This window comes from Flavobacterium sp. Root186 (assembly GCF_001428525.1).
Classification (GTDB): Bacteria; Bacteroidota; Bacteroidia; order Flavobacteriales; family Flavobacteriaceae; genus Flavobacterium.
This window is the reverse complement of record NZ_LMHW01000010.1, coordinates 651,791-676,222: the sequence shown is the minus strand read 5'-3', so window position 1 is coordinate 676,222 and position 24,432 is coordinate 651,791. Positions and strand designations below refer to the sequence as shown.

Genomic DNA, 24,432 nt, shown 5'->3' with positions numbered 1-24,432 from the left:
GTTTTTTTTCCAAAACTTTGCGACTGAGCGTCTTTGCGAGATTAAAATCATGCATTGCGAGGCTTCGACTTCGCTCAGCCTGACAAAAGCAAACAAAAAATCTGTATTAATTCCGTTAAATCAGTAAAATCAGTGGGCAAAAAAATTCTAAAATCTAAAATCCTCTATTCCGTAATAAAACAAGAAGCCGGCAGATTTGCTTTATTAAACAAATCAGATTGAATTGTATTTCCCCAGGCAAATCTCACTTTTACTGGATTTGTTACTTTTTTGCTTGTCAAAATCACCTGATTATTTTTTATTGAAGCTTCTGCAGGAAAGAAATTCCCATCGGCTCCGGCCACTTCAAATTGATTCGAAATTTTGTCCTTAAAATGTAATCCGCCAGCATAGTCAAAAGAAACTGTGACTTTGTTTTTATCTATTTTTATTTCTTTGAAAAGCGGACCGTTTACCAAATCAGAATTTGTTTTGTAAACTTCGACTAAAGCCAGATTTGCCAAACGAATTCCGACTGATTTTTTATTCTTCGGATGGATATCAATTGTATCTGAAATATCAGAAGTCGAAACCATTCCCGTTTTTGGAATTTCTTTTAAAATTTTCCTTTGAGAATTTCTAACCGTAACATTCGAGAAATTATTTGTTCCGGTTTTATAAGGCGCAATTTGTACGAAATAAAAAGGAAATTCGTCATTCCAGTTTTTTCTCCACGAAGTAATCAAAGCCGAAAGCGTTTTATCGTAAACCAATGAACCAACATTCGATTCGCCCTGATACCAAATTGTTCCGGCAATTTTAAAGCCAACAATTGGAGCAATCATAGCATTGTAAGCACGTCCGGGCTGGTGCGGGCCATATTCCTGTTCGTTTAGTTTTTTGGCATTTTCTAATAATACAGAATCGTTTTGAACGACTTCTTCCGGCATCCAGATTTCAGCCGGAGTTCCTCCCCAGTTGGATGAAATTAATCCAATTGGAACATTTTTTAAATCTTCGCGCAAACGTTTAGCAAAAAAATAGCCAACGGCACTGAAATATTTCATGGTTTCCGGAGTCGATTCGACCCAATTTCCAAATACATTATTCTGCGGACTTGTCGCGGTTGATTTTGAAACGGTAAAGAATCGAATATTAGGATTCGTGGCATTTTTCACTTCTTCGTCGCCGTTATCAATTCCCCAGCTTGCAGACATTTCCATGTTGGATTGTCCGGAACAAATCCAGACTTCTCCAATTAAGATATTCTTCAGTACAACTTCATTATAACCTTTTATAGAAATCGTGTAAGGACCGCCGGCTTCAGGAGTTTTAATTACAAGTTCCCATTTTGCCTGATTATTTGTAACTACTTTATATTCCTGATTGTTCCAGCTTGAAACTAACTTGATTTCTTCTTTTGGATTTGCCCAGCCCCAGATTTTAACTTCAGAATTACGCTGTAAAACCATATTGTCTCCAAAAATATTCGGAAGCGTAACATTTGCTGTTATGATATTAGAAATCATAAAAAAGAAAATAAGTCTAAGTATATTATTTTTCATTTAACAGCTTTTTTAAAAATGGTCCGTATTCATCTGCCAAAATTTTGTGATCTGCCACATCAGGATGCCCTGAACAGCCTTTTGGCGTCATTGGTTTGAATTTGAAAATCTGAATTGGCTTATGTGTTTTGTCTTCTGCGAAAGCATTTTTTACTTTATTTAAACAATCTTCAAAAACAACTGCTCTTTCTCCGCCAACCATTGGGCTGTTTGTAATTACAATCTGCACATTTGGATTGTGTTCGTAAAGCATATTTATAAAATTGATGTAATTCGAAACATATTTTTCCGGATTAAAAGGCAGACGTTCTTTTTTTCCATCTCCGCCGGAAAAATCATTTGTTCCTAAAGCAATACTTATAATATCCGGCTGAAAAGCAAAATCATATTTAGGTTTTGATGGATCTTTTGTCAAATATAAATTTTGATAAATATCTGGCATTATGGCTTCGTCTTTGTTTTCGTCGTTCCAGTTTCTGTAAATCCCAATTCCTGAAACACAGCTCATTAAATAATCTACACCAATTGCTCTCGAAAGTGTTGGCCCATAAGCATAATAACTATTATGATGATCCATATATTCGCCTTTATCACACGGAATATCCGACGGATCGCTGGCCGCTCCGCAAGTAATGGAATCCCCTATAAATTCGATTTTCTTTTTCTTTTTAGAAGAAATTGAAGTCAGCTTGGCTGTTGTTCCGGCAAACAAAATATTGCCGCTTTGGGCTTCTGTATTTTTATAAATTTCTAAATGATGTTCTTTTTTCTTTGAAGTAACTTTTATTGGAAATGATTGAACCGCGCCTTTTTCGATTCTGATTTTTCCAATATATTTCCCATCTAAAACTAGAGAAACATAATTATGATGTTCATAAGAATCTACACTCTGAAGTGAAATTGAACATTCATTTCCTGTGAAATTAAAGGAAATCGAAGAAGCCGTTCCGATTAGGATAACCTGATCATTCTGAAGTTTGTCAACTCTTCCTGTATAAAGAAAAGTATTCTGGTTTTGAGATGTCGAAATAATTGAAATCAGCAAAAAAAGAATTAAAAGTGCGTTTTTTTTGAGAAACATAATTTATTTGTTAAAATATAAATACGATTCACAAATATATTTGAAATGCACTAAACAAAAAGATACTAAAACATCAAAAAGTAATAAAAAAACACCACGTAAACACATCATTTAATTGCTAATTCTTACATTTTATAATGCATTTAGAAAAATAACGTTCTATCTTTAGCAATTAAACCTTTTCTTACTTAAAAAATGAAAACCTACTTTTTTATCTTCATACTTTCTGTTATTTTATTTTCTTCTTTTACTTCAAAAGAGAACAATAAAAATATAATTCAAAAAGAACAATCGGCAATCGATCGGGATTCTATTATAGTTTTTGCTAAAAAATATTTAGGTACACCTTATTTATATGCGAGCAGTAATCCGCTAAAAGGGTTTGACTGTTCAGGTTTTGTGAGTTATGTTTTTGGTAATTTTGGGATGACTTTGCCAAGAAGTTCCAGCGGATATAAAAATCTAGGAACCACGTTAAAACCTGAAGATTTTAAAGTTGGAGATATTTTGGTTTTTTACGGATATAAAGATAAAACTGTAATTGGTCATCTTGGAATAATTTGCGAGGCAGACGGAATGCATTCTAAGTTTATTCATGCTTCATCTGGAAAAGCGCAGCAAGTTACCATTACATCACTTGAGACAGAGCATTATACAAACCGATTTTATAAATGTATTGATGTAATTTCTAAATAAAAAAACTCCAAATACATGACATATTTGGAGCTTCCACTTTATAACTAACCTTTATTTTTAAATAACCGTTCCTTTTAATGTAAGTATTTTTGGAGATGTTTCAGCGCTTGTAGTTACGGTAACCGTTTTTGTAAAAGCACCTTTGTTTGCTGCATTGTAAGTTGCTGTAACTTTTGCAGATTTACCAGGTAAAATTGGTTCTTTTGTGTAGTCTGTTGCTGTACAACCGCATGAACCCTGAACTTGTGTAATTACAACAGCAGTTTTTCCTGTGTTTTTAAATTCATAAACAATTGCTTTTGGAGTTCCCTGTGGAATTTCCCCAACATCAATTGTTTCAGCTTTCCAAACAATTGTTGAAGCTGTTTCAGTAATTTTTGTTTCAGAAGCCAACGATTTTACCGGAGCAATTGCTGAAAAAGACATTAGGCCTAAAGCCAAAACCAGCATAGAAATTTTGATGATTTTCATAGTTAAATATATTAATGGTTTATAGTTCAAATTTTATATTACAAAGATATTTCAGACAAAAGAAAATCGCTGTTAAGCGGTTTCAAATGTTTGTTAATGACTTGTTAATCGCCGTTTTTAACTATATTTTTGATTAATATTACACTCTCAAAGTCTGTTTTCTTGAAAATTAATAAACTCAATAGCATTATCGTTCTGGGATTGGTCGCCATAATTAGTATTTTGGTGGCGCAATTGCTTTGGACAAAAGAGGCTTTTACGATTGAGCAGAAAAAACTGAGTCAAAAAGCCCATATTGCTCTTCTTGAAGTGGCTAAAAAACTGTATGAAGGAACTAGTCACGAACTTCCGGCGCAAAGTCCTGTACAGAAAATTTCAAATGATTATTATATTGTAAATGTTGACAATGAGTTTGAACCTGATATTTTAGAATTTTATCTAAAAACAGAATTCAAAAAGATGAATATTACGACAGATTTTGAATATGCTATGTACAATTGCCAGAGTGATGAAATGATTTACGGTGATTATATTTCTTTATCGAAAAAAAAATCGGAATGTAAAAAGACAATTTATTTCCCGAAGCATAAAAATTTAGTCTATTATTTTGCAGTTCGTTTTCCGAATGAAACGACTTATTTATTTAGTTCAATGCGTTTTTGGTTTGTGCTTTCGATTATGCTGATCTTGATTTTATTGATTTACGTTTATTCGATTTTTACACTCTTACAGCAAAAAAAATATTCTGAATTGCAGCGTGATTTTATCAATAATATGACGCATGAATTTAAAACGCCTTTGTCATCTATTTTAATTGCTTCGAAATATTTGAGCGAACAAAATCCTATAAAAGACGATAAAAAACTGCATACTTATACCGAGATTATTATTAATCAAAGCAATAAATTAAATCATCATATTGAGAAGATTTTAAATATTGCAAAATCAGATTATACACCTTTAGAATTAAAAAAAGAAACGGTTTTAATTGTTCCGATTATTGAAGAGGTGATTGAAAACATTCAGCTAAAATATCCGGAGGCTATTATTAGTATTGAAAGTCCGTCTAAGGAATATTTATTAGAAACAGACGTTTTTCATTTTGGTAATCTAATTTACAACCTTTTAGATAATGCCGTAAAATATTGCAATAAAAAACCTGAAATTACGATTAGAATTTATGAAGAAAATTCAATTTTAAAATTAGAGTTTGTTGATAATGGAATTGGAATTTCTACTAAAAAATTATCTTATATATTTGATAAATTTTACCGCATCCAAAACGAAAAGAGTAATGAAGTAAATGGTTTTGGACTTGGTTTATATTACGTAAAAGAAATCTGCAGTTTGCAAAACTGGAAAATAAAAGCTGAAAACAATTCTGAAAACGGGGTTACTATAACTTTGTCTATTCCTTATAAAAAATGAAAAATTTCAAGATACTTTATACCGAAGATGATGAAACACTGGCGTTTTTAACCAAAGATAATTTGGAACAAAATAATTATGAAGTGGTTCATTGTACGAATGGAAAATCTGGTTTGGAAACTTTCAAAAATGAAGATTTTGACATTTGTATTTTTGATATTATGATGCCAAAAATGGATGGCTTTGAGCTGGCTGAAGAAGTTCGGAAAATGGATATTGATGTTCCCATCATTTTTCTTTCGGCAAAAACTTTAAAAGAAGACCGTATAAAAGGACTTCGTCTTGGTGCCGATGATTATCTAGTAAAGCCTTTCAGCATTGAAGAATTAATTTTGAAAATTGAAATATTCCTTAAACGTTCTCAGAAAAACAATAAAGTCGAAAAATCGGTTTATGAGATTGGAAAATACCAATTTGACACCAAAAATTTCATTCTTTTTAATGAAGAGGAAAAAGTCGGCCTTACGCAGCGTGAAGCCGAATTGCTAAAATTGTTTCTTGACAATAAAAATTTAGTTTTAAAAAGAGAACAAATCCTAACTGCACTTTGGGGAACTGATGATTATTTTATGGGAAGAAGTCTTGATGTTTTTATTTCGCGTCTGCGTAAAATTTTATCAAACGAAAAAGGTATTTCGATTGAAAACCTACATGGAATTGGGTTTAGATTTTCTATAGCGTAATTCTAAAGTGTATTCTTTCAAATAATAACAATTCTGTTAAAAATAAAGAAAAATCTGTAAATAGATTTTGAAAAATCTTTGTATTTTTAAGTTCTAATTTTTCAGATATGAAAATACATCATTTGCGAAATGCCACTTTGGTCATTGAAACAGAAAAGCATGTTATTCTTGTAGATCCGATGTTAGGAAAGAGAAAAACTATTGCTCCTTTTACTATTTTTCGTTACAATCCAAAACGCAATCCTCTAGTGGCTCTGCCTAAAAACAGCAGGGAAATTTTGAGCAATGTTACGCATTGTTTAATTACGCATTTGCATCCGGACCATATTGACAAGGCCGGAGAAGTATTTTTAAGAAGAAAAAGCATTCCCGTTATCTGCAGTGTAAAAGATGAAAAAGTTTTACAGCAAAGAGGTCTTAATATTGTACAGACTTTAAATTATTGGGAACCTCAGCCTTTTTTAGATGGAAGAATTATTGGAATTCCTGCTCTTCATGGTTACGGCTGGATTGCCAAATTGATGGGAAATGTAATGGGTTTTTACATTGAACTTGCAAACGAAAAATCAATTTACATAAGTTCTGACACTATTTTTACAGATGATGTCCAAAAAGCATTAATCGAGCTCAAACCCGATATTGCAACGGTTGCCTGCGGAACTGCCAGACTAGATATTGGACAGCCTTTATTGATGCGAATGAATGATATTTTGAAATTTACAGCTCTTGCACCGGGAAAAGTTTTTGCCAATCATCTTGAAGCTTTAAATCACTGCCCAACAACTCGTGAGGAATTAAGAAAAGCATTGACTGAGAATAATCTTTTGTCTAAAGTTGCGATTCCAAGTGACGGAACTAGTGTAGATTATTGATCTATAAAACCAATAATCCAAACTCTCGCAAAGTATTAATTGGTTTTGAATACCAAAATAATTCAAAATCTTCTAATGAAGTTTCGAAATCATTTTTGACTTCCTGAAAAGTATAATTTTTAGTATTCGAAATTGATATTTTTGTTAAGATATCAATTAACCATTCGCCTTCTTCTTTACTGGTTTGAATCGTAAAGCTTTCTTTTTTATCATGAAAGGTTAGAGACATCATTTCCCAACTTATTCCTTTTTTGGATTTGGTGAAGAGTTCTGCCGAAGGTTTTCCGCCAAGCCAAACTACTTTTGCATTCGGTTTTGTATTGAAATCATTTTGCTCTTCGAGTGCATTGAAAATAAAATCAGGGTGAATTTTTGTTTTCGGAATTTTAAAATCGAACCAATCTTGTAGTTCGTAATCAAAACAAATTCCATGCATAAAATTAAAGAGTGATTTCTTTAATCCGAAACTGAATTTATCGTGATTGATTCCTGTAGAATCCGTATACTCAATATCGTTATTGGCAAAAGTTCCAATGATTTCAGATTTTTTTGTTACGCCAAATTGCTCCGGATATAATCCAACCGGACTATGAGCCGTTAACGCAAACTGATGCCAAAACCCTGATTGTAAAACCCCAGCTTCAAACAACTGACGAACCATTTCAAGACTGTCAATTGTTTCCTGAATTGTCTGTGTAGGATATCCGTACATTAAATACGCATGAACCATAATTCCGGCTTCGGTAAAATTTCGGGTTACTTTTGCAACTTGTTCTACCGTTACACCTTTATCAATTAGTTTTAATAATCTATCCGAAGCAACTTCTAAACCACCAGAAACGGCAATACATCCCGAAGCTTTTAATAATAAACACAGGTCTTTAGAGAAGCTTTTTTCAAATCGAATGTTTGTCCACCAGGTTACGGCTAATTTTCGTTTTAAAATTTCAAGGGCCAAAGCACGCATTAAAGCCGGCGGTGCGGCTTCATCAACAAAATGAAATCCGTTTTGACCCGTTTGTAAAATCAGCTCTTCCATTCGATCGCAAAGCAAACTCGCCGCAACGGGTTCGTAAACTTTAATATAATCAAGCGAAATATCGCAGAAAGTACATTTTCCCCAATAACAGCCGTGAGCCATTGTGAGTTTATTCCAACGCCCGTCACTCCACATTCTATGCATTGGGTTTACAATTTCGATAACCGAAATGTATTTATCCAAAGGCAGATCTGAATAATCCGGCGTTCCTACATAAGCTTGTTTGTAGTCGTGTTTTAGTGAGTTATTTTTGTAGACAACTTCTCCATTTTCCAATAAAAAAGTTCTTTTATAAGAATTGGTATTTGGGTTTTCTAAATTGAAAATTAATTCTTCGATTGGAACTTCACCATCATCTAAAGTTATAAAATCGAAAAATTCAAAAACACGTTTATCCGAAAGTGAACGTAACTCGGTATTTGGAAAACCACCGCCCATTGAAATTTTAATTTGGGGATGATTTTGTTTTACCCATTGTGCGCAGCGAAAAGCGCTGTATAAATTTCCCGGAAATGGAACTGAAATTAAAAATAATGTAGGTTTTACGGCTTCTATTTTTTCTTTTAATATTGAAATTAAAATTGAATCAATATAAGTTGGTTCTTGCTGTAAAGCATTATATAATTCATCAAAAGAATTGGCGCTTCGGCCTAAACGTTCGGCATATCGGCTAAAGCCAAAATTTTCATCAACACATTCTACAATAAAATCCGAAATATCTTCAAGATATAAAGTAGCTAAATGTTTTGCTTTATCCTGAGTTCCCATTGTTCCAAAAGCCCAATCGAGTTCCTCTAATTGCGCAAAACGAGAAGCTTCTGGCAGAAAATCTTCCTGACAAATCTGCAAAGCCAATGTTGGATTTTTTCCCTGCAAAAACTGAATCACAGGATCAATCGTTTTGATATATTCATCCTGCAAAGCAAAAATTCTTTTGGAGTTGTCTGACATTTCATTTCCAACAACCTGAAACTTCAAACCTGAAACCTGAAACAAATCAGAAAGCCCTTTCTTCGAAAACAATTCTAAAATCACATCAATTCCCAAATCTGCCTGAACCGATTCGATATTTTTTGTATTCAGAAAACCTTTTATATACGCCGTCGCCGGATACGGAGTATTCAGTTGGGTAAATGGCGGTGTAATTACAAACAGTTTCGTTTTCAAAAGAATTTTTTTTGCAAAAATACGGGATATTTAGAGACTTTTTAGGAAAAGATTTTATTGATCAGCACTTTGAGTTTTTAATTTTGTTTTGTAGATATTTAATTACATTTGCGGCAGTCAAATTACTCAGATGAAGCATAAATTACTTTTCGTTTTCTTTATAATTACTATTCATTTATTTTCTCAAAATAAAAATCAATCTATTGGTTTTAAAGAGAACAAAGGCCAAATTATTGATCAAAAGGGAAAACCAAATACTGCCGTAAAATATTTACTGAACACTAACGGACTGAATGTTCAACTAAGGAAAAATGGATTTTCATATGACGTTTATGAAGTAAAAAAAACACCAATTCAACATCATCCTCGCAATCCTAGAGAAGAGCAATCCCATTTTCATGATAATCAAGAAAAAGATAAAGAGGATTTCAAATTAGAATACACTTTTCATCGAATTGATATTGACTTTGTAAATTCAAACTCAAAAGTTGAATTGATTGCAGAACAAAAATCTGTTGATTTTGACAACTATTATAATGTTCCAAATAAACCTGAAGGAATTGTAGGTGTTCATCAATATAAACAAATTACATATAAAAATATTTACCCCAATATTGATGTTGTTTTTACAATTCCAAATGATCCCAAAAAAACCGTTGAATATAATTTTGTGATTCGTCCAAAGGGAAAAATCTCCGATATTCAGTTAAAGTTTAACGGTGCTAAAACTGATTTGGTTGATAATAAAATCCAGATGAATGTACGTTTTGGAAAGATGGAGGAAACGCTGCCTGCAAGTTGGATTGAAGATGGGGCAAGTAAAAAAGAGATTGAGGTTGGTTATACTAAGATTAAAAAGGATGTTTATGGGTTTAATAGTTCTAATAATGATTCTGACAAGACTGTAATTATTGATCCTGTGCCTACTAGACTCTGGGGGACATTTTATGGAGATCACAATGGTTCAGGCCAAGTACTAAGTAATTCAAGTATCAGCACAGATTCTTTTGGAAATGTATATGTGGCTGGAAGTACAAATGCTCAAAATTCATCATATGCCACAACAGGGGCACATCAAACGACACAATCTTCCGCATATTTAAATGGTATTATTGAAAAATTTAGTTCAAATGGAAATCGTTTATGGGGAACTTATTATGGCAGTCAAAATTATTGTGATATATCTGATATAAAAATAGATTTTCAGGATAATGTGATTGTAACGGGTACAACTCAAGATCCAACTGGCATAAGTACAGTAGGATCATATAAACCAAATTTAGGAGGCTATCAAGATGCCTTTTTGGCAAAATTTAATAGTTCTGGAGTTAGGTTATGGGCAACTTATTTTGGTGGCGAAGATCAGGATTTGGGTTTTGCAGTTGATGTAGACAATAACAATAACATTTACTTAATTGGCCAGACTGCTAGTACAATAGGAATTGCAATAAATAGTAAATTTCAAACACACCTAAATCTAGACCCAAATTTTTCTAATTCAATCGATGGATTTCTAACCAAATTTGGATCTGGAGGTAATTTAATTTGGAGTACTTATGTTGGAGGGGAAACTCGTGATACATTTAATGATATAGCAGTAAAAAATGGCTTCTTGGTTATTGGCGGCACAACATATAGTTTCAACAATATTTCTACCCCAGGAGTTTTTCAGGAATTGCATGATCCAATTACTCATCCCGATGGAGTTGTGTACAAATTTTTACTAGATGGGGAAAGAATATGGGCAACCTATTACGGAGGTGAACAGATTGAAGATATATATGCAGTTGAAATTGATGATGAAGACAACATTTATATAGGTGGTGAAACTGCGAGCGATAATAATATAACAACTTCTAACAGCTTTGAAAGTAGTAATCCTTTTTCATATAAAGGTTTTTTTGCTAAATTAAATACCAACGGAAAAAGAATCTGGGGCACTTATATCGGTGAAGCCCATATTTATTCTATTGTTTTTAGAAACAATTCAATATATCTTGGTGCTACAAATTTTGGATTTTCTTATTCAAAATTAACAACTCCTTGCTCTTATAGATCAAATAAACATTTTGAAAGTTATATTGCTAAATTTTCTAAAGAAGCAGATTTTATTTGGGGAACAGATATTGGAGGAAACTCTTTTCATAGTCCCACAAAAATAGCATTAGACGAAAACAATAACATATTTGCAAGTAGTATATCAAGTGAAAATAACGGTATTGCAGATGCGAGTTCCTATCAATCTAACGTTCTCGGGTCTCATAATTATTTTTTAATGAAATTTGAGGAACCTATTATACTTGGTATACCTAAGGCAGAAAGCAACTCACCAGTTTGCATTGGCAAAAAATTAGAACTAAAAGCATCAGGAGGAACCAATTATTTATGGACTGGGCCAAACAGCTTTACATCAACAGATCAAAATCCAACAATTCCTAATGCAACAACAGCTAATAGTGGAGAATATAGCTGCTTGATAACTGGAACTGGCGGTTGCGATGATACTAAAAAAATTACTGTTATTATTGGAGATACAGAAGCTCCTGTTCCTACTATTGTAACTTTGCCAACAATAACTGGAGATTGTAATACAATAATAAATACAATTCCAACTGCTATGGATGTCTGTGCAGGACCAATTACAGGAACAACTACAAATCCATTATCTTATAGTTTACCGGGAACTTACACAATTGTATGGAATTATAACGACGGAAACGGAAATTCATCAATGCAAAATCAAACCGTTACAATTACCAGTCAGCCATTGCCAGTTGCAAATTCTCCACAAACTTTCTGTGTTGACAAAAATGCTACATTAAACGATATCCAAATTACAGGACAAAATATAAAATGGTACAGTAATCTAACCGGAGAAACACTTGTGCCTGCAACAACTGTTGCTCAGGACAAAGCAACATATTATGCTTCACAAACCATAAATGGCTGCGAAAGTGAAAGAGTTCCTGTTACAATTAACATTCAGGTCACTTTTCCTCCAACAGGAATTGCAAATCAACCATTTTGTTCAGGACAAAATCCAACAATTGCAGATATTCAGATTACGGGAACTTCAATAAAATGGTATGATTCATTAAACAATGGTTCTTTATTAGCAGAAACTACAAATCTTGTCGATGGGCAAACTTTTTATGCATCACAGACAGAAAATAATTGTGAAAGTCAGAGACTCGGAGTTACTGTTTCAATAGTAAATACGCCTTCTGCGCCACTAATAAATGGAAATACAGAATTCTGCAAGAAAGAAAATGCAAAATTATCTGATATTCAAATGTCAGGACAAAATATAAAATGGTACGATACCAATTTCTCGGCTGCCAGTTTACCAAATACTACTTTATTAGAAGATAATAAAACCTATTACGCTTCACAAACAATTGGTTGTGAAGGTGACAGAACTCCTATTTTAGTTCGGGTTTATGATACTCCACTTCCAACTGGAAATAATAGCCAGCTATTTTGTATTGATGAAATTGCAACAATTGAAAATCTAACTATAACAGGAACAGCTGTTAAATGGTATGATGCCGCAGTAAATGGGAATACTTTATCAGAAACAACTTTACTTCAAAGCGGCATTTATTATGCAACGCAAACATTAAATAATTGCGAAAGTGAAAGATTTGGCGTTACTGTAAAAATTCAGGATACTCAAAACCCAATTGCTGATTCACCGCAGATATTCTGTATCCAAAAAAATGCGTCAATTAATGACATTGATATTACAGGACAAAATATAAAATGGTATGATAATATTACTTCAAATAGTACTTTATCTGAATCAACACCACTTGAAAGCGGGCACACTTATTATGCTTCACAAACAATCAGCAATTGCGAAAGTGATAGAATTCCTGTTATTATAAATATTCTTGAGGCAACAACTGGCGATTGTATAAATTTTATTGATGAACTTCCTTTTCCGAAATTCTTTACTCCCAATAATGATACTTTCAATGATTACTGGACAATTGATTCTGCTTATTTAGCTCCAAACACAGGAATTAGAATATTTGATCGTTATGGAAAATTAATAAAAGAATTAGCCCCAAACACTTCTTGGGATGGAACTTATCTTGGCCACCAAGAACCAGCATCAGATTATTGGTTTACGGTTACAAGATTAAACGGAATAGAATTTAGAGGTCATTTTAGTTTAAAAAGATAATTCCAAATAAAAGGCGCAGATTAATATAAAACCTGCGCCTTTTTTATTTCAAGAAATTTATTATTTATTTAAAATTTATGTTCTTCCTTACTAATTACCAAAAATGAAACTAAAGAAATAAGTGCCGCACCCGTTAAATACAAACCTACATAACTCACACTATAAGTAGACGCTAACCAAATTGCGATCATAGGCGCAAAAGCTGCACCAAGAATTCCTGCCAAATTAAAAGTCAAAGACGCACCTGAATAACGAACATTTGTTGGAAACAACTCCGATAAAAATGTTCCTAAAGGCCCATAAGTGAATCCCATTAAAGCCATTCCGATGCAGGCAAAAGTGGCAACTAAAACAATGTTTCCGGAACTTAAGAAATAAGAAAAGAAAAATCCGAAAATCGCAATAGCCGCTGTAGCTATAATAAGCATTTTACGACGGCCAATTTTATCTGCAACTACAGCCGAAACCGGAATAAAAATGGCAAAAAACAATACCGAAAATAATTGAATTAATAACCCGTTTCTTTTAACAATTCCTAAATCTGAAGTTGCCCAGCTTAATGTAAAAACAGTCATTAAATAAAAAACTAAAAAAGTTGTAATAGCAGAAAATGTTCCAAAAATCAGTTGATTTTTATATGATTTCACTAATTCTAAAAAAGGAACTTTAACTTCTTCATGTTCTTTTTTAGAATTTTCAAAAGAAGGAGTTTCAGTAATTTTTGTTCGGATATAAAAACCAACAACAACCAATAATGAACTGGCAATAAAGGGAATTCTCCATCCATAATCCATAAAATCTTCATTACTCATGGAGTCGGTTAGTAATAAAAAAGTACCGCCAGAAAGCAATAATCCTATTGGAGCACCCAATTGTGGAAACATTCCGTACCAGGCACGTTTATTTGGCGGTGCATTTTCTATAGCTAATAAAACAGCACCTCCCCATTCGCCGCCTAAACCAACGCCTTGCCCAAATCGGCATAACATTAATAATAAGGGAGCCGCAACACCAATACTGGCATAACTTGGCAAAAATCCTATTGTAACAGTTGAAATACCCATTGTCAATAAAGCTGCAACTAAGGTAAATTTACGCCCAATTTTGTCTCCATAATGTCCAAAAAAGGCAGAACCTAAAGGGCGAGATAAAAATGCAATTGAAAAAGTTGCTAAAGATTCCAGAGTCGCCATTGTCGAATCTGAACCGGGAAAAAATAATTGAGGAAAAACCAATACTGCGGCATTGGCATAAATATAAAAATCAAAAAATTCAATTGTGGTGCCAATAAGGCTTCCAAAAAGAACATGTTTAAGTGAGTTCTTCTTTTTAGGGTTTGTTTCCATGCAAAATTAGATATATCTTTTTTTGCTTACAAAAATATAGTTTCGTTATTAATATTTTACATTTTAAACAATTAGTTTCAGAACACTTCTGTATTTTTAACAAATTCCATGTATTTAGCATTTTAAACAGCGGTCAATTTGCTCAAAATTAAAAACCTGATTACAGGAACTTTAAAACAAAAAATAAAAATCAATCTTAAGCAATAGTTAAAACCGTTTTTAACTGCATATTTTCATTAAATTTACAGCTGTCAAAAATAAATTTAAAATTATGCCTACCGACTGTATCAGCTATCAAACTTCAGGATATTTCTCTAAATTGATACAAGATTATTTAGATCAAAAATCAGAATTAAAACCGCTGTACAATAATTTCCCAACTTTAGAAAACTTCGAAAAGCAGATTACCGAAAAAGCAAACAACTTTGATAACAGTAACAGAATACCTTTAGTTACAACTTTAAAAAAGCAATATCAAAGTATAGAAATTTCTGATTCAACCAAACAAAATATTGAGCTTTTAGCACTCGAAAATACTTTTACAATAACAACCGGACATCAGTTAAATTTATTTAGCGGGCCATTATATTTCTTATATAAAATCATTTCGACCATTAATCTTACCAAAGAATTAAAATCGAAATATCCGTCATACAATTTTGTTCCAATTTATTGGATGGCAACAGAAGATCATGATTTTGAAGAAATAAACTATTTTAATTTTAAAGGAAAAAAATTCAGATGGAACAAAGAAAGTACAGGGCCCGTTGGACGACTTTCAACTGAAGGTTTAGATGAATTCTTTGAAATTTATTCACTAGAATTAGGTTCGAGCACAAACGCCAATACTTTAAAAAAGCTTTTTGAAGATGCTTATTTAAAACACGATAATCTTGCCGATGCCACTCGATTTTTGGCGAACAATTTATTTGCTAATTATGGTTTAGTTATTTTAGATGCTGATGACGTCGAATTAAAAAGTGCTTTTATTCCGTATGCAAAAGAAGAATTAGAAAAACAGACTTCATACAAAGCTGTTCAGGAAACTATAGAGCAATTAAAAGATTATACTGTACAGGTAAATCCGCGTGAGATTAATTTATTTTATATTGAAGATAATCTGCGTGAAAGAATTGTTTTTGAAGAGGGAAAATACTTCGTTAATAACACCAAAATCTCATTTTCTAAAGAACAAATTTTTGCCGAATTAGAAAATTATCCTGAAAAATTCAGCCCAAATGTTATCATGCGTCCGCTCTATCAGGAAATTATTCTTCCGAATTTATGTTACATAGGCGGAGGCGGAGAAATTGCCTATTGGCTGGAATTAAAATCTTTTTTTGATGCCGTAAAAATTACTTTTCCAATGCTTTTAGTTCGTAACTCTGTTCTTCTGGCAAGCGAAAAACAAGGAAAGAAAGCAGATCAGTTAAACTTAAGCTGGAAAGATCTTTTTACTAAACAGGAAAATTTAATAAATGCTATTACACACAAAATTTCTGCATTTCCAATTGATTTAACACCTCAAAAAGAAATATTGAAAACCCAATTTCAATATCTTTACGAATTAGCAGATCAAACCGATAAATCTTTTTCTGGAGCTGTAAAAGCGCAAGAAGTAAAACAGACAAAAGGTCTTGAAAATTTAGAAAAGCGTTTATTAAAAGCACAAAAAAGAAAACTAGGTGATCAATTGCTGCGCATTACTGATTTACAATGTGAATTGTTCCCAAATAACAGCTTACAGGAACGCCAAAGCAATTTTTCTGAATTTTATCTGGAAAAAGGCGAACAGTTAGTACCGCTTTTATTACAGAAACTAAAACCATTAGAAATGAATTTTAACATTATAACGATTTAAAAAAGTCAGCCACGAATTCTACAAATTATCACGAATTATTTTTTATTTTCTGAAATTAAAATTCATGTAATTCGTGGCAAAAAATAAGTAATAATTCTTGAGAACCAAATAACCATCCTCTTCTCGAAATTATTGCCTCTCTAAACCAAATAGAAAAATTTATAAAAACAAAAAAATTAACCTATTTACCAAAAACTATGACCAGAGAGCGCTTGATTTCATTGGATGTCTTTAGAGGACTCACTATTTTATTGATGACAATTGTAAACAACCCGGGAGATTGGGGCAATGTTTACCCGCCTTTATTACACGCCGAATGGCACGGCTGTACCCCTACCGATTTAGTATTTCCGTTTTTTATTTTTATAATGGGAGTTGCCGTTCCGCTTGCAATGCCAGATAAATTCTATGACGGTACAACTTTCAACAAAATTCTGGTTCGCTCTTTACGAATGCTTTGTTTAGGGATTTTCTTCAACTTTTTTGGAAAAATCCAATTGTTTGGACTTGAAGGGATTCCTCTTTTAATTGGAAGATTAGCTATTACTATTGCCGTTGGTTATGCACTAATGGGAAATTTCAGTTCAAAAATCAAAAACATCTTAGCATTTTCAATTCTCATCATTTATCTGTTTCTCGCTTACAGTGGTATTGAAGCTTACAACGATGTAAGACTTCCGGGAGTTTTACAGCGAATTGCAATTGTTTATTTTGTAGTTTCTCTATTGTATTTGAAAACATCTCAAAAAACGCAGATCATAACCGGAATCGTTTTATTATTAGGATATTGGACAATCATGAGCTTAATTCCTGTTCCGGGAATTGGCGAAGCAAATCTAGATAAAGGAACAAATTTAGCATCTTGGCTGGATAGCATTTTACTAAAAGGTCATATGTATCGCGGAACCGTAACCTGGGACCCAGAAGGAATTTTAAGTACAATTCCATCAATAGTAAATGGAATTATTGGTTTATTGGTTGGCCAATTATTACAGCAAAACTTTCCAAAAACTAAAAAAGCACAAAAAATGGCAATTGCCGGAGTTGCGTTAATTATTGGAGGCTTACTTTGGAACATTGTTTTCCCTATAAACAAATCACTTTGGACAAGCAGTTACGTTTTGTACACCACAGGATTAGCCACAACATTTTTAGCAATTTTATATTACATAATTGATATTGCCGATTATAAAAAAGGATTCAAACCGTTCTTAATTTGGGGTGTAAATCCCATAATTGTTTTCTTTACGTCGCAGATTATTCCACAAGCGTTAGTGATGATTGAGTTTCAGAATCCGCATAAGACTGCCGAAAAAATTAATTTATTAAATTACTTGTACAGTTTTTGGATTGCACCATTTTTCAGTAATCCAATGACCGCTTCATTAGCTGGTGCATTAATTTATGTTTGCATCTGGACGTTTATTTTGTGGATATTCTACAGAAACAAATTAATATTCAAAGTTTAAATTTATTAACCATATAAGTGATATAAGTTCATTTTAGAAATACGTTATACTTTGCGGAGATATTATACATGCGGTATTTAAATGAACTTATATCACTTATATGGTTTCAAAAAAAACTTTTCTTGGTTAAAACATCATTCTACCGTGTTTAAATTATGAATTTATTAAAATCAATTCACAAAAAAAGTCTACTTTTGCACAAAATTTAATAAAATACAAAATGGCAACAAATAGAACTTTTACAATGATTAAACCAGATGCTGTTGCAAACGGGCACATCGGGAATATCTTAGCAATGATCACTAATGGTGGTTTCAAAATTGTTTCATTAAAATTAACTCAATTGACTGTAGCTGATGCAAAAGCATTTTATGCAGTTCACGCAGAAAGACCTTTCTACGGAGAATTAGTTGAATTCATGTCACGCGGACCAATTGTTGCCGCAATTTTAGAAAAAGACAACGCAGTAGAAGATTTCAGAACTTTAATTGGAGCTACAAATCCAGCTGAAGCTGCTGAGGGAACTATTCGTAAAGCATACGCAACTTCTATTGGAGAAAATGCAGTTCATGGTTCAGACAGCGATGAAAATGCTGCAATCGAAGGTGCATTTCACTTTGCTGGCAGAGAGCAATTCTAATTTTAGGTTTAAGAATTTAGATTTAAACAAAAATCCCGTTTCAAATGAAACGGGATTTTTTTATAGCAAATATTGATTAAAGCTTATCAGACTTTTTAACAATTTTCTCAAGTTTTTCATCAAGATCTTTCAAAAGCTCTTCTAATGCACTTTCACACATAGGCAGTACTTTATCAAGACTTAAAACAGGAACTCCACCTACGATCGTTCCAGTTTTCTTTGAGTTTGCCCCTTCTGAAAAAGCAAATACTTTTTTTCCTGTTTTATCGTATAAAGCGATTCTGGCATATGCTTTCATTTTTATTGTTCCAGTTCCGCCAACAGCGAATCCTTTTACTACAGCAAAATGAATTTCTGTAAATAAAACACCATCGGCTACTTCTTTAAACATTTGAGCAGATGCTTCTTCATTTACAGAACCATTCATTCCTTCATAAATATATTTGTATCCAGGATAGTTAATAATAGTGCCGCTTTCTCCGCCTTCTCTTGCAAATTTAGGAGTAAAAGCAATGTATTCTGGCTTCTGAGTTACTTCAGTTTCAGGAAGTAAATCAAACGGAAATTTTTTAGCATAATCATTAAAAAATGCATTGTGATATTTCTCTAAAATTGGAGAAAGGTTAAAATTTGGGTTGTTTCCTAAATCAGCTATCGCAGCCAGTCCATTTAAACCCAGCTCCGAAAGATCAATTGTTTTATCCGTATAAAACGAAACAACAGCAACTTTTTTCTTTTGTGAGTAACTAGTTAAGGCAAATAATGCAGTTAAAATGAGTAATGCTTTTTTCATGTTTTGGTTTTGTTTTTATTTATTTATTATTAATGAGGCATTTATAAAAAAGATACTTAAAGCTCAAATATATCATAAAAAAACACTTCCATAATGAAAGTGTAAAATTTATTTTTAAGCTTCAAATAACAATTTAAATCAACGCAAAACTACATCTTTTACAACTTCACGCCCTAATTCTTCATTAATCATTTTAACGATTTTAGACTTTCCGTGACTTAATTCCTCTCGTAAAACAGCCGATCCAAGCTCAACATAAAGCGTGCTTCCTTTCAAAACTACATTCTTGGTATATGTTTTTACACCATTTCCCATTAACTGTGTCCAAGCTTCTTTTACATCAATCTGATCCATCCCTGGCTGTAATTTATTAACCTGAATAATTTGTTGCAAAACAGCCCCAATTGTACTTTGATTATTTAGTCTTTTTGCCATCGTTTAAAATATTTATTGGTCCCGCTTTTTTATAATAATATTCCTTATTCTGATCATTTTTAACCACAAACTCATCATCCGAAATCGAAATTAATTCCTCAGTCCATTTAGCATAATCCGTATTATAATCTAAAAAAGTTCCTTTATCAGTAAATCTAATCGAAACATTTTCAAAAGTATCTGTAGTTAAAAAAGTTCCATCAAGTTGTGCCATTACTTTTGTTCGAGTCCCTTTACTTTTTTTAATTTTAAAAAAATCAAAGTTCTCGTTCATTCCATAAGCCTTCTCCTCACCTTTATCAAAAACCACTTTTTCAATTTCCCAGTACCCATTTAGTTTTTCAATATCTGCCGGTTTTATTTCCTGTTTACAGCTTACAAACAAAAGCGACAAAACCAAAATTATAAAAGCATTTTTCATAGTAAAATATAATATTAATAAGGAGCTGTTTCCTGCTGTCCGCTATATCTTTTATGGCCTCGTTAAAAAGACGAGGCCATAAAAGGATGCCGCTGCCATCAGGGCTAGAACTCCCGTTTTCAAAAGAAAGTTTAGTGAATTACAAAGGTAACTTTATAAATTTCAAAAGAAATATTTTAGTCGATAATTATCTCATTTTTCTAAAGCTTTATTTCCTAAATATCTAAAGACTGTAAAAAAGCCTATTTTAACAATCTTATGGCATATTATGGCAGGAATTAGCATAAATCTACAAGACCTTTGCCCCAAAATTATTCCACTACAGTTTCATTAAAAAAATAACTGAATTAAAATTTCAATTGCAAAAACTTTTATTAAAAATATTATGAAAAAGTATTTCATATTAGCATTTGTTACATTACTCTTAATTTCAGGATGCAGCAAAACCCAGCCTAAAAACATTGGACAAGTTAAGCCTGTGTATGTTCAAATAAATAATTATCATCAACCCGAAGAGAAAGAAAATAATACAACCTCAATAAAAGATGATTTTTTAAAAACTAAGAATTCAAAAAATTCACCAGTTACAATTGTAAGTACCAGTCTATCTAGAGCGCAATACTCCGATCATAAGGACATTAAAATCGTTTTTAAAAATTCAAGCAAAAAGAATATTCAGGCAATTAAGCTGGAATGGTACTGCGAAAATTCATTTGACGAACCTGCAAATGGCAGATATTTCTATGGAAAAGGAAGATCTACAGGAGAGATAGCTCATTTACTAAAACCAGGGAAAGTCAAATCTAAAATCTGGGAAGATTTTTCTACAGATGCAAACCGCATTATTAAAGTAAGAGCTTATTATGTAGTATTTACAGATGGTACAAAGTGGGAACTTAAATAAAAACATTTCATGGTTAAACATGTGAAATAAGTTTTCTTAGTCATTAAACTATTTTACATATTTTTGGTCAAACCCCAAACCAAAAATAAAAAATCATGACCAAAACTATTTTTACAATCCTGACAGCTTTATTATTGATAAGCTGTAGTAAAGATTCTACAGAACCAGATCCAGTTCCAACTCCATCAGAAAGCATGTATTTCCCCCCACTAACCGGTACAACGTGGGAAACAAAATCCATAGCTGATTTAAAATGGAATCAAAGTGCCGTACAACCACTTCTAGATTACCTTGAACTAAAACATTCCAAATCCTTTATCATTTTAGTAAATGGCCGAATCGTTTTAGAAAATTATTTCAACCTACATGACGCAACAAAAAACTGGTATTGGGCAAGCGCCGGAAAAACCTTGACTTCAACCATGACCGGAATTGCACAACAGGAAGGCTTATTGAACATCAACAATAAAGTTTCACAATATATTGGAACAGGCTGGACAAGCGAAACGTTAGCAAAAGAAAACCTCATAACCTGCAAACACTTACTAACAATGACATCCGGACTTGACGACAGTACCGATGATGTAGAGCCGGAAAACCTAATCTACAAAGCCGATGCTGGCACACGTTGGGCTTATCATAACGTCTATGTAAAATTGCAAGATGTCGTTGCAAAAGCAAGTGGACAAACCTGGGAGAACTATTTCAATACCAAATTAAGAGACAAAATCGGAATGAATGGCTATTGGGTACAACTTGGTGTAAACAGCGTTTATACGAGTAACTCAAGAAGTATGGCGCGTTTTGGGCTTTTAATGCTTAACAAAGGAAAATGGGAAAATAATCAAATAATAAACGAAGCTTATTTTAATGAAGCCACAACAACTTCACAAAATATCAATTTAGGCTACGGTTATTTATGGTGGCTTAACGGAAAGGCGTCTTATCATTTACCACAATCACAGCTTACTTTTCCGGGAAGTGTGATCCCAACAGGGCCAAACGATATGTTTATGGCGTTGGGAAAAAATGACCAGAAAATCTACGTCGTGCCAAGCAAAAATATGGTCATCATCAGAATGGGCGATGCGGCAGACGAGGAAAACCTTGCTTTATCTGATTTTGATGAAACTTTATGGGAGAAAATTAGTGCTTTGTATAAATAAAAGATTTTGAAAAAGCTGCATTAGATTAATTGCCAGCCTTTTGATTTTAAAAAACTTTTACATTCATTGCAAAAGCCTTTTTCTTCATCCAGCGGGTTTCCACCTTCAGCATCGCGCATTAAACACGTTTTTATTACGCAATGCGGCAAACCCGCTGTATGACCTAATTCGTGTAAAACTAGTTTGTAAAATTGTTGATTTTTATTTTTATTTTTTGCAGGCAATCTAAAATCCGAGACTACACAGGCTTTTCCAGGTCTATACCCCAAGCCCATTACACCCCAGTCTTTAATTTCGTTTTTAGTAGTACTTATATCAGAATTTGACAATCCTACAATTACAGAATCCTTGCCAATAGTATTTTTAAGACTTTTTATAATACTGTCAGCGCGGTATCTGTTCCTTGGTTTAAAATATGAATTTTCAGGAAAAGAAATATTTGGCCTTAAAACTACATTTGGATTTATAGCTTTAATTTCCACTAAAACCTTTGTAGCCTGTTCAGTTTTAAAACTACCTAAAGGCTGAATAACAATTACTTTTTGACTTTTATTACTTTCATTTTTACTGTTTGTACAAGAAAGCACAATAAAAAGAAAAATGAGAAAGTAGTATTTCATAATCAAAAATGTGTCAATAAATTATTGCTTAGTTCGTAATCTTTTAAGAACTCCCATAAAGAAGAAACCTATTCCCAAAACCAATAAAACATAATAGAAAGAAAGACTAGTATCTCTCAAAACATTTGCTAAAACAAAACACATAACACTTGCAAAATAAAAAGCAACAGCTGATATATTTTTAAAAGAAGAAAAACTCATTATAAATTATTTAAAGAAACTGTCTACGAATTCATATTTATTAAACACCTGTAAGTCTTCAATTCCTTCGCCAACACCAATATATTTTACCGGAATTTGAAATTGATCTGAAATACCAATTACAACACCGCCTTTTGCCGTTCCGTCTAATTTTGTTACCGCTAATGAAGTAACCTCTGTCGCTGCTGTAAACTGCTTAGCTTGTTCAAAAGCATTTTGACCTGTAGAACCGTCTAAAACCAAAAGTACATCATGCGGCGCATCGGCAACTACTTTTTGCATTACACGTTTTACTTTAGAAAGTTCGTTCATCAAATTAATTTTATTATGCAAACGTCCGGCAGTATCAATAATAACAATATCGGCATTTTGAGCCACAGCAGACTGCAAAGTATCAAAAGCCACAGAAGCAGGATCACTTCCCATATTTTGCCTTACAATTGGCACATCTACACGATCAGCCCAAACTTGTAACTGATCGATCGCTGCTGCACGAAAAGTATCGGCTGCGCCTAAAACCACTTTGTAACCGGCTTTTTTAAACTGATAAGCCAGTTTACCAATTGTTGTAGTTTTTCCAACTCCATTTACTCCAACAACCATTAAAACATAAGGTTTTTTATCTTTTGGAATATCAAATTCAGTTGCTTCGCCTGTATTGGTTTCAGACAATAATCCGCCAATTTCATCACGAAGAATTTGATTTAATTCGTCTGTTCCTAAATATTTATCTTCAGATACTCTTTTTTCGATTCTTTCAATAATTTTCAATGTTGTATTTACACCAACATCTGAAGCTACCAAAACTTCTTCAAGATTATCTAAAACATCATCATCGACTTTAGATTTTCCTGCAACAGCTTTGCTTAACTTAGAGAAAAAAGTAGTTTTTGTTTTTTCAAGACCTTTATCTAAAGTCTCTTTTTTTTCGGTAGAGAATAATTTTTTAAAAAAACTCATTTTTAATTTATTGTTAGTTTTAGATTGTTTCTAAGAGTTTTGAAACAATCTTAATGTTTATAGAATACCTTTTGTGTTTCATTTAACCCCAACTGCATTGATCTTTCTATTGTTTTCTTTAAACAAGTAAAGATAAAGAGTCTGACGGGAACAAATGTTTAAAAAAAACACAAATTGATTGATTTCTATAAATTTTTAAACAAATATAAAAAATAAAAAAGCTACTTCCGAATGAAAGTAGCTTTTCTATATATTGTAATTGTAATTATTTCTTTTTCAAGAATTCATCAACTTCTTCAGGAGCCATAATAGATTCTACGAATGTATATGCACCAGTTTTAGGAGATTTTACCATTTTGATGGCTTTTGATAATCTCTTAGAAGATGTTTGTAACGATGCTACGGTTTTCTTTGCCATGATTCAAATGTTATTTGAAGTTTTTTAT

22 protein-coding genes are annotated in these 24,432 nt (G+C 32.6%); 10 read left to right on the top strand and 12 right to left on the bottom strand.

The window, feature by feature from the left end; translation table 11 throughout:
• Nucleotides 1–164 precede the first annotated feature (164 nt).
• Entirely contained in the window at nt 165–1,544 is a 1,380-nt protein-coding gene (locus ASD98_RS06780; RefSeq protein ID WP_056201866.1) for a sialate O-acetylesterase, read from the bottom strand.
• The gene (locus ASD98_RS06775) at nt 1,534–2,625 is read right to left on the bottom strand and encodes an SGNH/GDSL hydrolase family protein (RefSeq protein ID WP_056201863.1); all 1,092 of its coding nucleotides are present in this window, start codon (nt 2,623–2,625) and stop codon (nt 1,534–1,536) included. Before ASD98_RS06775 ends, ASD98_RS06780 begins: the two co-directional genes overlap by 11 nt.
• A gap of 195 nt (nt 2,626–2,820) precedes the next feature.
• On the opposite strand from ASD98_RS06775, the gene ASD98_RS06770 reads away from it, so the two are divergent.
• A complete protein-coding gene (locus ASD98_RS06770; RefSeq protein ID WP_056201860.1) occupies nt 2,821–3,321 on the top strand; it encodes a C40 family peptidase in 501 nt (166 codons plus the stop codon).
• A gap of 57 nt (nt 3,322–3,378) precedes the next feature.
• Here the strand turns inward: ASD98_RS06770 and ASD98_RS06765 are convergent, their stop codons facing one another.
• Nucleotides 3,379–3,792, bottom strand: a complete 414-nt coding sequence (locus ASD98_RS06765) for a DUF1573 domain-containing protein (protein ID WP_056201855.1) — start codon at nt 3,790–3,792, stop codon at nt 3,379–3,381.
• A gap of 162 nt (nt 3,793–3,954) precedes the next feature.
• On the opposite strand from ASD98_RS06765, the gene ASD98_RS06760 reads away from it, so the two are divergent.
• The 3 genes from ASD98_RS06760 to ASD98_RS06750 all read left to right on the top strand — a co-directional run bounded on the left by ASD98_RS06760 (nt 3,955) and on the right by ASD98_RS06750 (nt 6,775).
• Nucleotides 3,955–5,220, top strand: coding sequence for a sensor histidine kinase KdpD (locus tag ASD98_RS06760; protein WP_056201853.1), 1,266 nt, complete (start codon nt 3,955–3,957; stop codon nt 5,218–5,220).
• A complete protein-coding gene (locus ASD98_RS06755) occupies nt 5,217–5,903 on the top strand; it encodes a response regulator transcription factor (RefSeq protein WP_056201850.1) in 687 nt (228 codons plus the stop codon). Before ASD98_RS06760 ends, ASD98_RS06755 begins: the two co-directional genes overlap by 4 nt.
• Before the next feature lie 107 nt (nt 5,904–6,010).
• A complete protein-coding gene (locus ASD98_RS06750; protein ID WP_056201847.1) occupies nt 6,011–6,775 on the top strand; it encodes an MBL fold metallo-hydrolase in 765 nt (254 codons plus the stop codon).
• Between the two features lies 1 nt (nt 6,776).
• Here ASD98_RS06750 and ASD98_RS06745 read toward each other — a convergent pair whose 3' ends face one another.
• Nucleotides 6,777–8,981 (bottom strand): radical SAM protein, encoded by a 2,205-nt coding sequence (locus ASD98_RS06745; protein WP_056201844.1) that lies wholly within the window; start codon nt 8,979–8,981, stop codon nt 6,777–6,779.
• 130 nt (nt 8,982–9,111) lie between these two features.
• On the opposite strand from ASD98_RS06745, the gene ASD98_RS06740 reads away from it, so the two are divergent.
• On the top strand, nt 9,112–13,170 hold the full coding sequence (locus ASD98_RS06740; protein ID WP_056201842.1) for a T9SS type B sorting domain-containing protein: 4,059 nt from the start codon (nt 9,112–9,114) through the stop codon (nt 13,168–13,170).
• Nucleotides 13,171–13,238: 68 nt separating this feature from the next.
• On the opposite strand, the gene ASD98_RS06735 is transcribed toward ASD98_RS06740, so the two are convergent.
• Nucleotides 13,239–14,516 carry an MFS transporter gene (locus tag ASD98_RS06735; RefSeq protein WP_056201839.1) on the bottom strand — a complete coding sequence of 426 codons (1,278 nt, stop codon included), beginning with the start codon at nt 14,514–14,516 and terminating at the stop codon, nt 13,239–13,241.
• A 271-nt stretch (nt 14,517–14,787) separates the two neighbouring features.
• Between ASD98_RS06735 and bshC the strand changes: the two genes are divergently transcribed.
• The 3 genes from bshC (at nt 14,788) to ASD98_RS06720 (ending at nt 18,486) form a co-directional block, all read left to right on the top strand.
• Complete coding sequence (bshC, locus tag ASD98_RS06730; RefSeq protein ID WP_056201835.1) at nt 14,788–16,377, top strand: bacillithiol biosynthesis cysteine-adding enzyme BshC; 1,590 nt, start codon at nt 14,788–14,790, stop codon at nt 16,375–16,377.
• Nucleotides 16,378–16,574: 197 nt separating this feature from the next.
• Nucleotides 16,575–17,846: an acyltransferase family protein gene (locus tag ASD98_RS06725; RefSeq protein ID WP_056201831.1), complete on the top strand. Its 1,272-nt coding sequence runs from the start codon at nt 16,575–16,577 to the stop codon at nt 17,844–17,846.
• Nucleotides 17,847–18,066: 220 nt separating this feature from the next.
• The gene (locus ASD98_RS06720) at nt 18,067–18,486 is read left to right on the top strand and encodes a nucleoside-diphosphate kinase (protein WP_031456090.1); all 420 of its coding nucleotides are present in this window, start codon (nt 18,067–18,069) and stop codon (nt 18,484–18,486) included.
• Nucleotides 18,487–18,562: 76 nt separating this feature from the next.
• Here the strand turns inward: ASD98_RS06720 and ASD98_RS06715 are convergent, their stop codons facing one another.
• The 3 genes from ASD98_RS06715 to ASD98_RS06705 all read right to left on the bottom strand — a co-directional run bounded on the left by ASD98_RS06715 (nt 18,563) and on the right by ASD98_RS06705 (nt 20,135).
• Nucleotides 18,563–19,279: a hypothetical protein gene (locus ASD98_RS06715; protein WP_056201827.1), complete on the bottom strand. Its 717-nt coding sequence runs from the start codon at nt 19,277–19,279 to the stop codon at nt 18,563–18,565.
• Between the two features lie 138 nt (nt 19,280–19,417).
• A complete protein-coding gene (locus tag ASD98_RS06710) occupies nt 19,418–19,714 on the bottom strand; it encodes a DUF721 domain-containing protein (RefSeq protein WP_056201824.1) in 297 nt (98 codons plus the stop codon).
• Complete coding sequence (locus ASD98_RS06705; protein ID WP_056201820.1) at nt 19,695–20,135, bottom strand: hypothetical protein; 441 nt, start codon at nt 20,133–20,135, stop codon at nt 19,695–19,697. The genes ASD98_RS06710 and ASD98_RS06705 overlap by 20 nt, the downstream gene beginning before the upstream one ends.
• Nucleotides 20,136–20,520: 385 nt before the next feature.
• On the opposite strand from ASD98_RS06705, the gene ASD98_RS06700 reads away from it, so the two are divergent.
• Nucleotides 20,521–21,039 (top strand): hypothetical protein, encoded by a 519-nt coding sequence (locus ASD98_RS06700; protein ID WP_056201817.1) that lies wholly within the window; start codon nt 20,521–20,523, stop codon nt 21,037–21,039.
• A 95-nt stretch (nt 21,040–21,134) separates the two neighbouring features.
• Nucleotides 21,135–22,205, top strand: a complete 1,071-nt coding sequence (locus ASD98_RS06695; RefSeq protein WP_056201814.1) for a serine hydrolase — start codon at nt 21,135–21,137, stop codon at nt 22,203–22,205.
• A gap of 20 nt (nt 22,206–22,225) precedes the next feature.
• Here ASD98_RS06695 and ASD98_RS06690 read toward each other — a convergent pair whose 3' ends face one another.
• From ASD98_RS06690 to ASD98_RS23670, 4 genes are all read right to left on the bottom strand, one after another.
• Entirely contained in the window at nt 22,226–22,825 is a 600-nt protein-coding gene (locus tag ASD98_RS06690) for a Zn-dependent protease (RefSeq protein WP_056201810.1), read from the bottom strand.
• A 21-nt stretch (nt 22,826–22,846) separates the two neighbouring features.
• Nucleotides 22,847–23,026, bottom strand: coding sequence for a hypothetical protein (locus ASD98_RS06685; RefSeq protein WP_056201807.1), 180 nt, complete (start codon nt 23,024–23,026; stop codon nt 22,847–22,849).
• Nucleotides 23,027–23,032: 6 nt separating this feature from the next.
• Nucleotides 23,033–23,986: a signal recognition particle-docking protein FtsY gene (gene ftsY / locus ASD98_RS06680; RefSeq protein WP_056201804.1), complete on the bottom strand. Its 954-nt coding sequence runs from the start codon at nt 23,984–23,986 to the stop codon at nt 23,033–23,035.
• A gap of 265 nt (nt 23,987–24,251) precedes the next feature.
• Nucleotides 24,252–24,404: a DUF4295 domain-containing protein gene (locus ASD98_RS23670; RefSeq protein WP_008468081.1), complete on the bottom strand. Its 153-nt coding sequence runs from the start codon at nt 24,402–24,404 to the stop codon at nt 24,252–24,254.
• Nucleotides 24,405–24,432: the final 28 nt, after the last annotated feature.

Excerpts from the sequence above, each read along its gene's own strand:
- ASD98_RS06685 (WP_056201807.1), bottom strand. The coding sequence starts at position 23,026 with ATGAGTTTTTCTTCTTTTAAAAATATATCAGCTGTTGCTTTTTATTTT.
- ftsY (WP_056201804.1), bottom strand. The coding sequence starts at position 23,986 with ATGAGTTTTTTTAAAAAATTATTCTCTACCGAAAAAAAAGAGACTTTA.
- ASD98_RS06765 (WP_056201855.1), bottom strand. The coding sequence starts at position 3,792 with ATGAAAATCATCAAAATTTCTATGCTGGTTTTGGCTTTAGGCCTAATG.
- ASD98_RS06775 (WP_056201863.1), bottom strand. The coding sequence starts at position 2,625 with ATGTTTCTCAAAAAAAACGCACTTTTAATTCTTTTTTTGCTGATTTCA.
- ASD98_RS06710 (WP_056201824.1), bottom strand. The coding sequence starts at position 19,714 with ATGGCAAAAAGACTAAATAATCAAAGTACAATTGGGGCTGTTTTGCAA.
- ASD98_RS06700 (WP_056201817.1), top strand. The coding sequence starts at position 20,521 with ATGAAAAAGTATTTCATATTAGCATTTGTTACATTACTCTTAATTTCA.
- ASD98_RS06755 (WP_056201850.1), top strand. The coding sequence starts at position 5,217 with ATGAAAAATTTCAAGATACTTTATACCGAAGATGATGAAACACTGGCG.
- ASD98_RS06705 (WP_056201820.1), bottom strand. The coding sequence starts at position 20,135 with ATGAAAAATGCTTTTATAATTTTGGTTTTGTCGCTTTTGTTTGTAAGC.
- ASD98_RS06720 (WP_031456090.1), top strand. The coding sequence starts at position 18,067 with ATGGCAACAAATAGAACTTTTACAATGATTAAACCAGATGCTGTTGCA.
- ASD98_RS06770 (WP_056201860.1), top strand. The coding sequence starts at position 2,821 with ATGAAAACCTACTTTTTTATCTTCATACTTTCTGTTATTTTATTTTCT.
- ASD98_RS06740 (WP_056201842.1), top strand. The coding sequence starts at position 9,112 with ATGAAGCATAAATTACTTTTCGTTTTCTTTATAATTACTATTCATTTA.
- ASD98_RS06695 (WP_056201814.1), top strand. The coding sequence starts at position 21,135 with ATGACCAAAACTATTTTTACAATCCTGACAGCTTTATTATTGATAAGC.
- ASD98_RS06735 (WP_056201839.1), bottom strand. The coding sequence starts at position 14,516 with ATGGAAACAAACCCTAAAAAGAAGAACTCACTTAAACATGTTCTTTTT.
- ASD98_RS06780 (WP_056201866.1), bottom strand. The coding sequence starts at position 1,544 with ATGAAAAATAATATACTTAGACTTATTTTCTTTTTTATGATTTCTAAT.
- ASD98_RS06750 (WP_056201847.1), top strand. The coding sequence starts at position 6,011 with ATGAAAATACATCATTTGCGAAATGCCACTTTGGTCATTGAAACAGAA.
- bshC (WP_056201835.1), top strand. The coding sequence starts at position 14,788 with ATGCCTACCGACTGTATCAGCTATCAAACTTCAGGATATTTCTCTAAA.
- ASD98_RS06725 (WP_056201831.1), top strand. The coding sequence starts at position 16,575 with ATGACCAGAGAGCGCTTGATTTCATTGGATGTCTTTAGAGGACTCACT.
- ASD98_RS23670 (WP_008468081.1), bottom strand. The coding sequence starts at position 24,404 with ATGGCAAAGAAAACCGTAGCATCGTTACAAACATCTTCTAAGAGATTA.
- ASD98_RS06690 (WP_056201810.1), bottom strand. The coding sequence starts at position 22,825 with ATGAAATACTACTTTCTCATTTTTCTTTTTATTGTGCTTTCTTGTACA.
- ASD98_RS06715 (WP_056201827.1), bottom strand. The coding sequence starts at position 19,279 with ATGAAAAAAGCATTACTCATTTTAACTGCATTATTTGCCTTAACTAGT.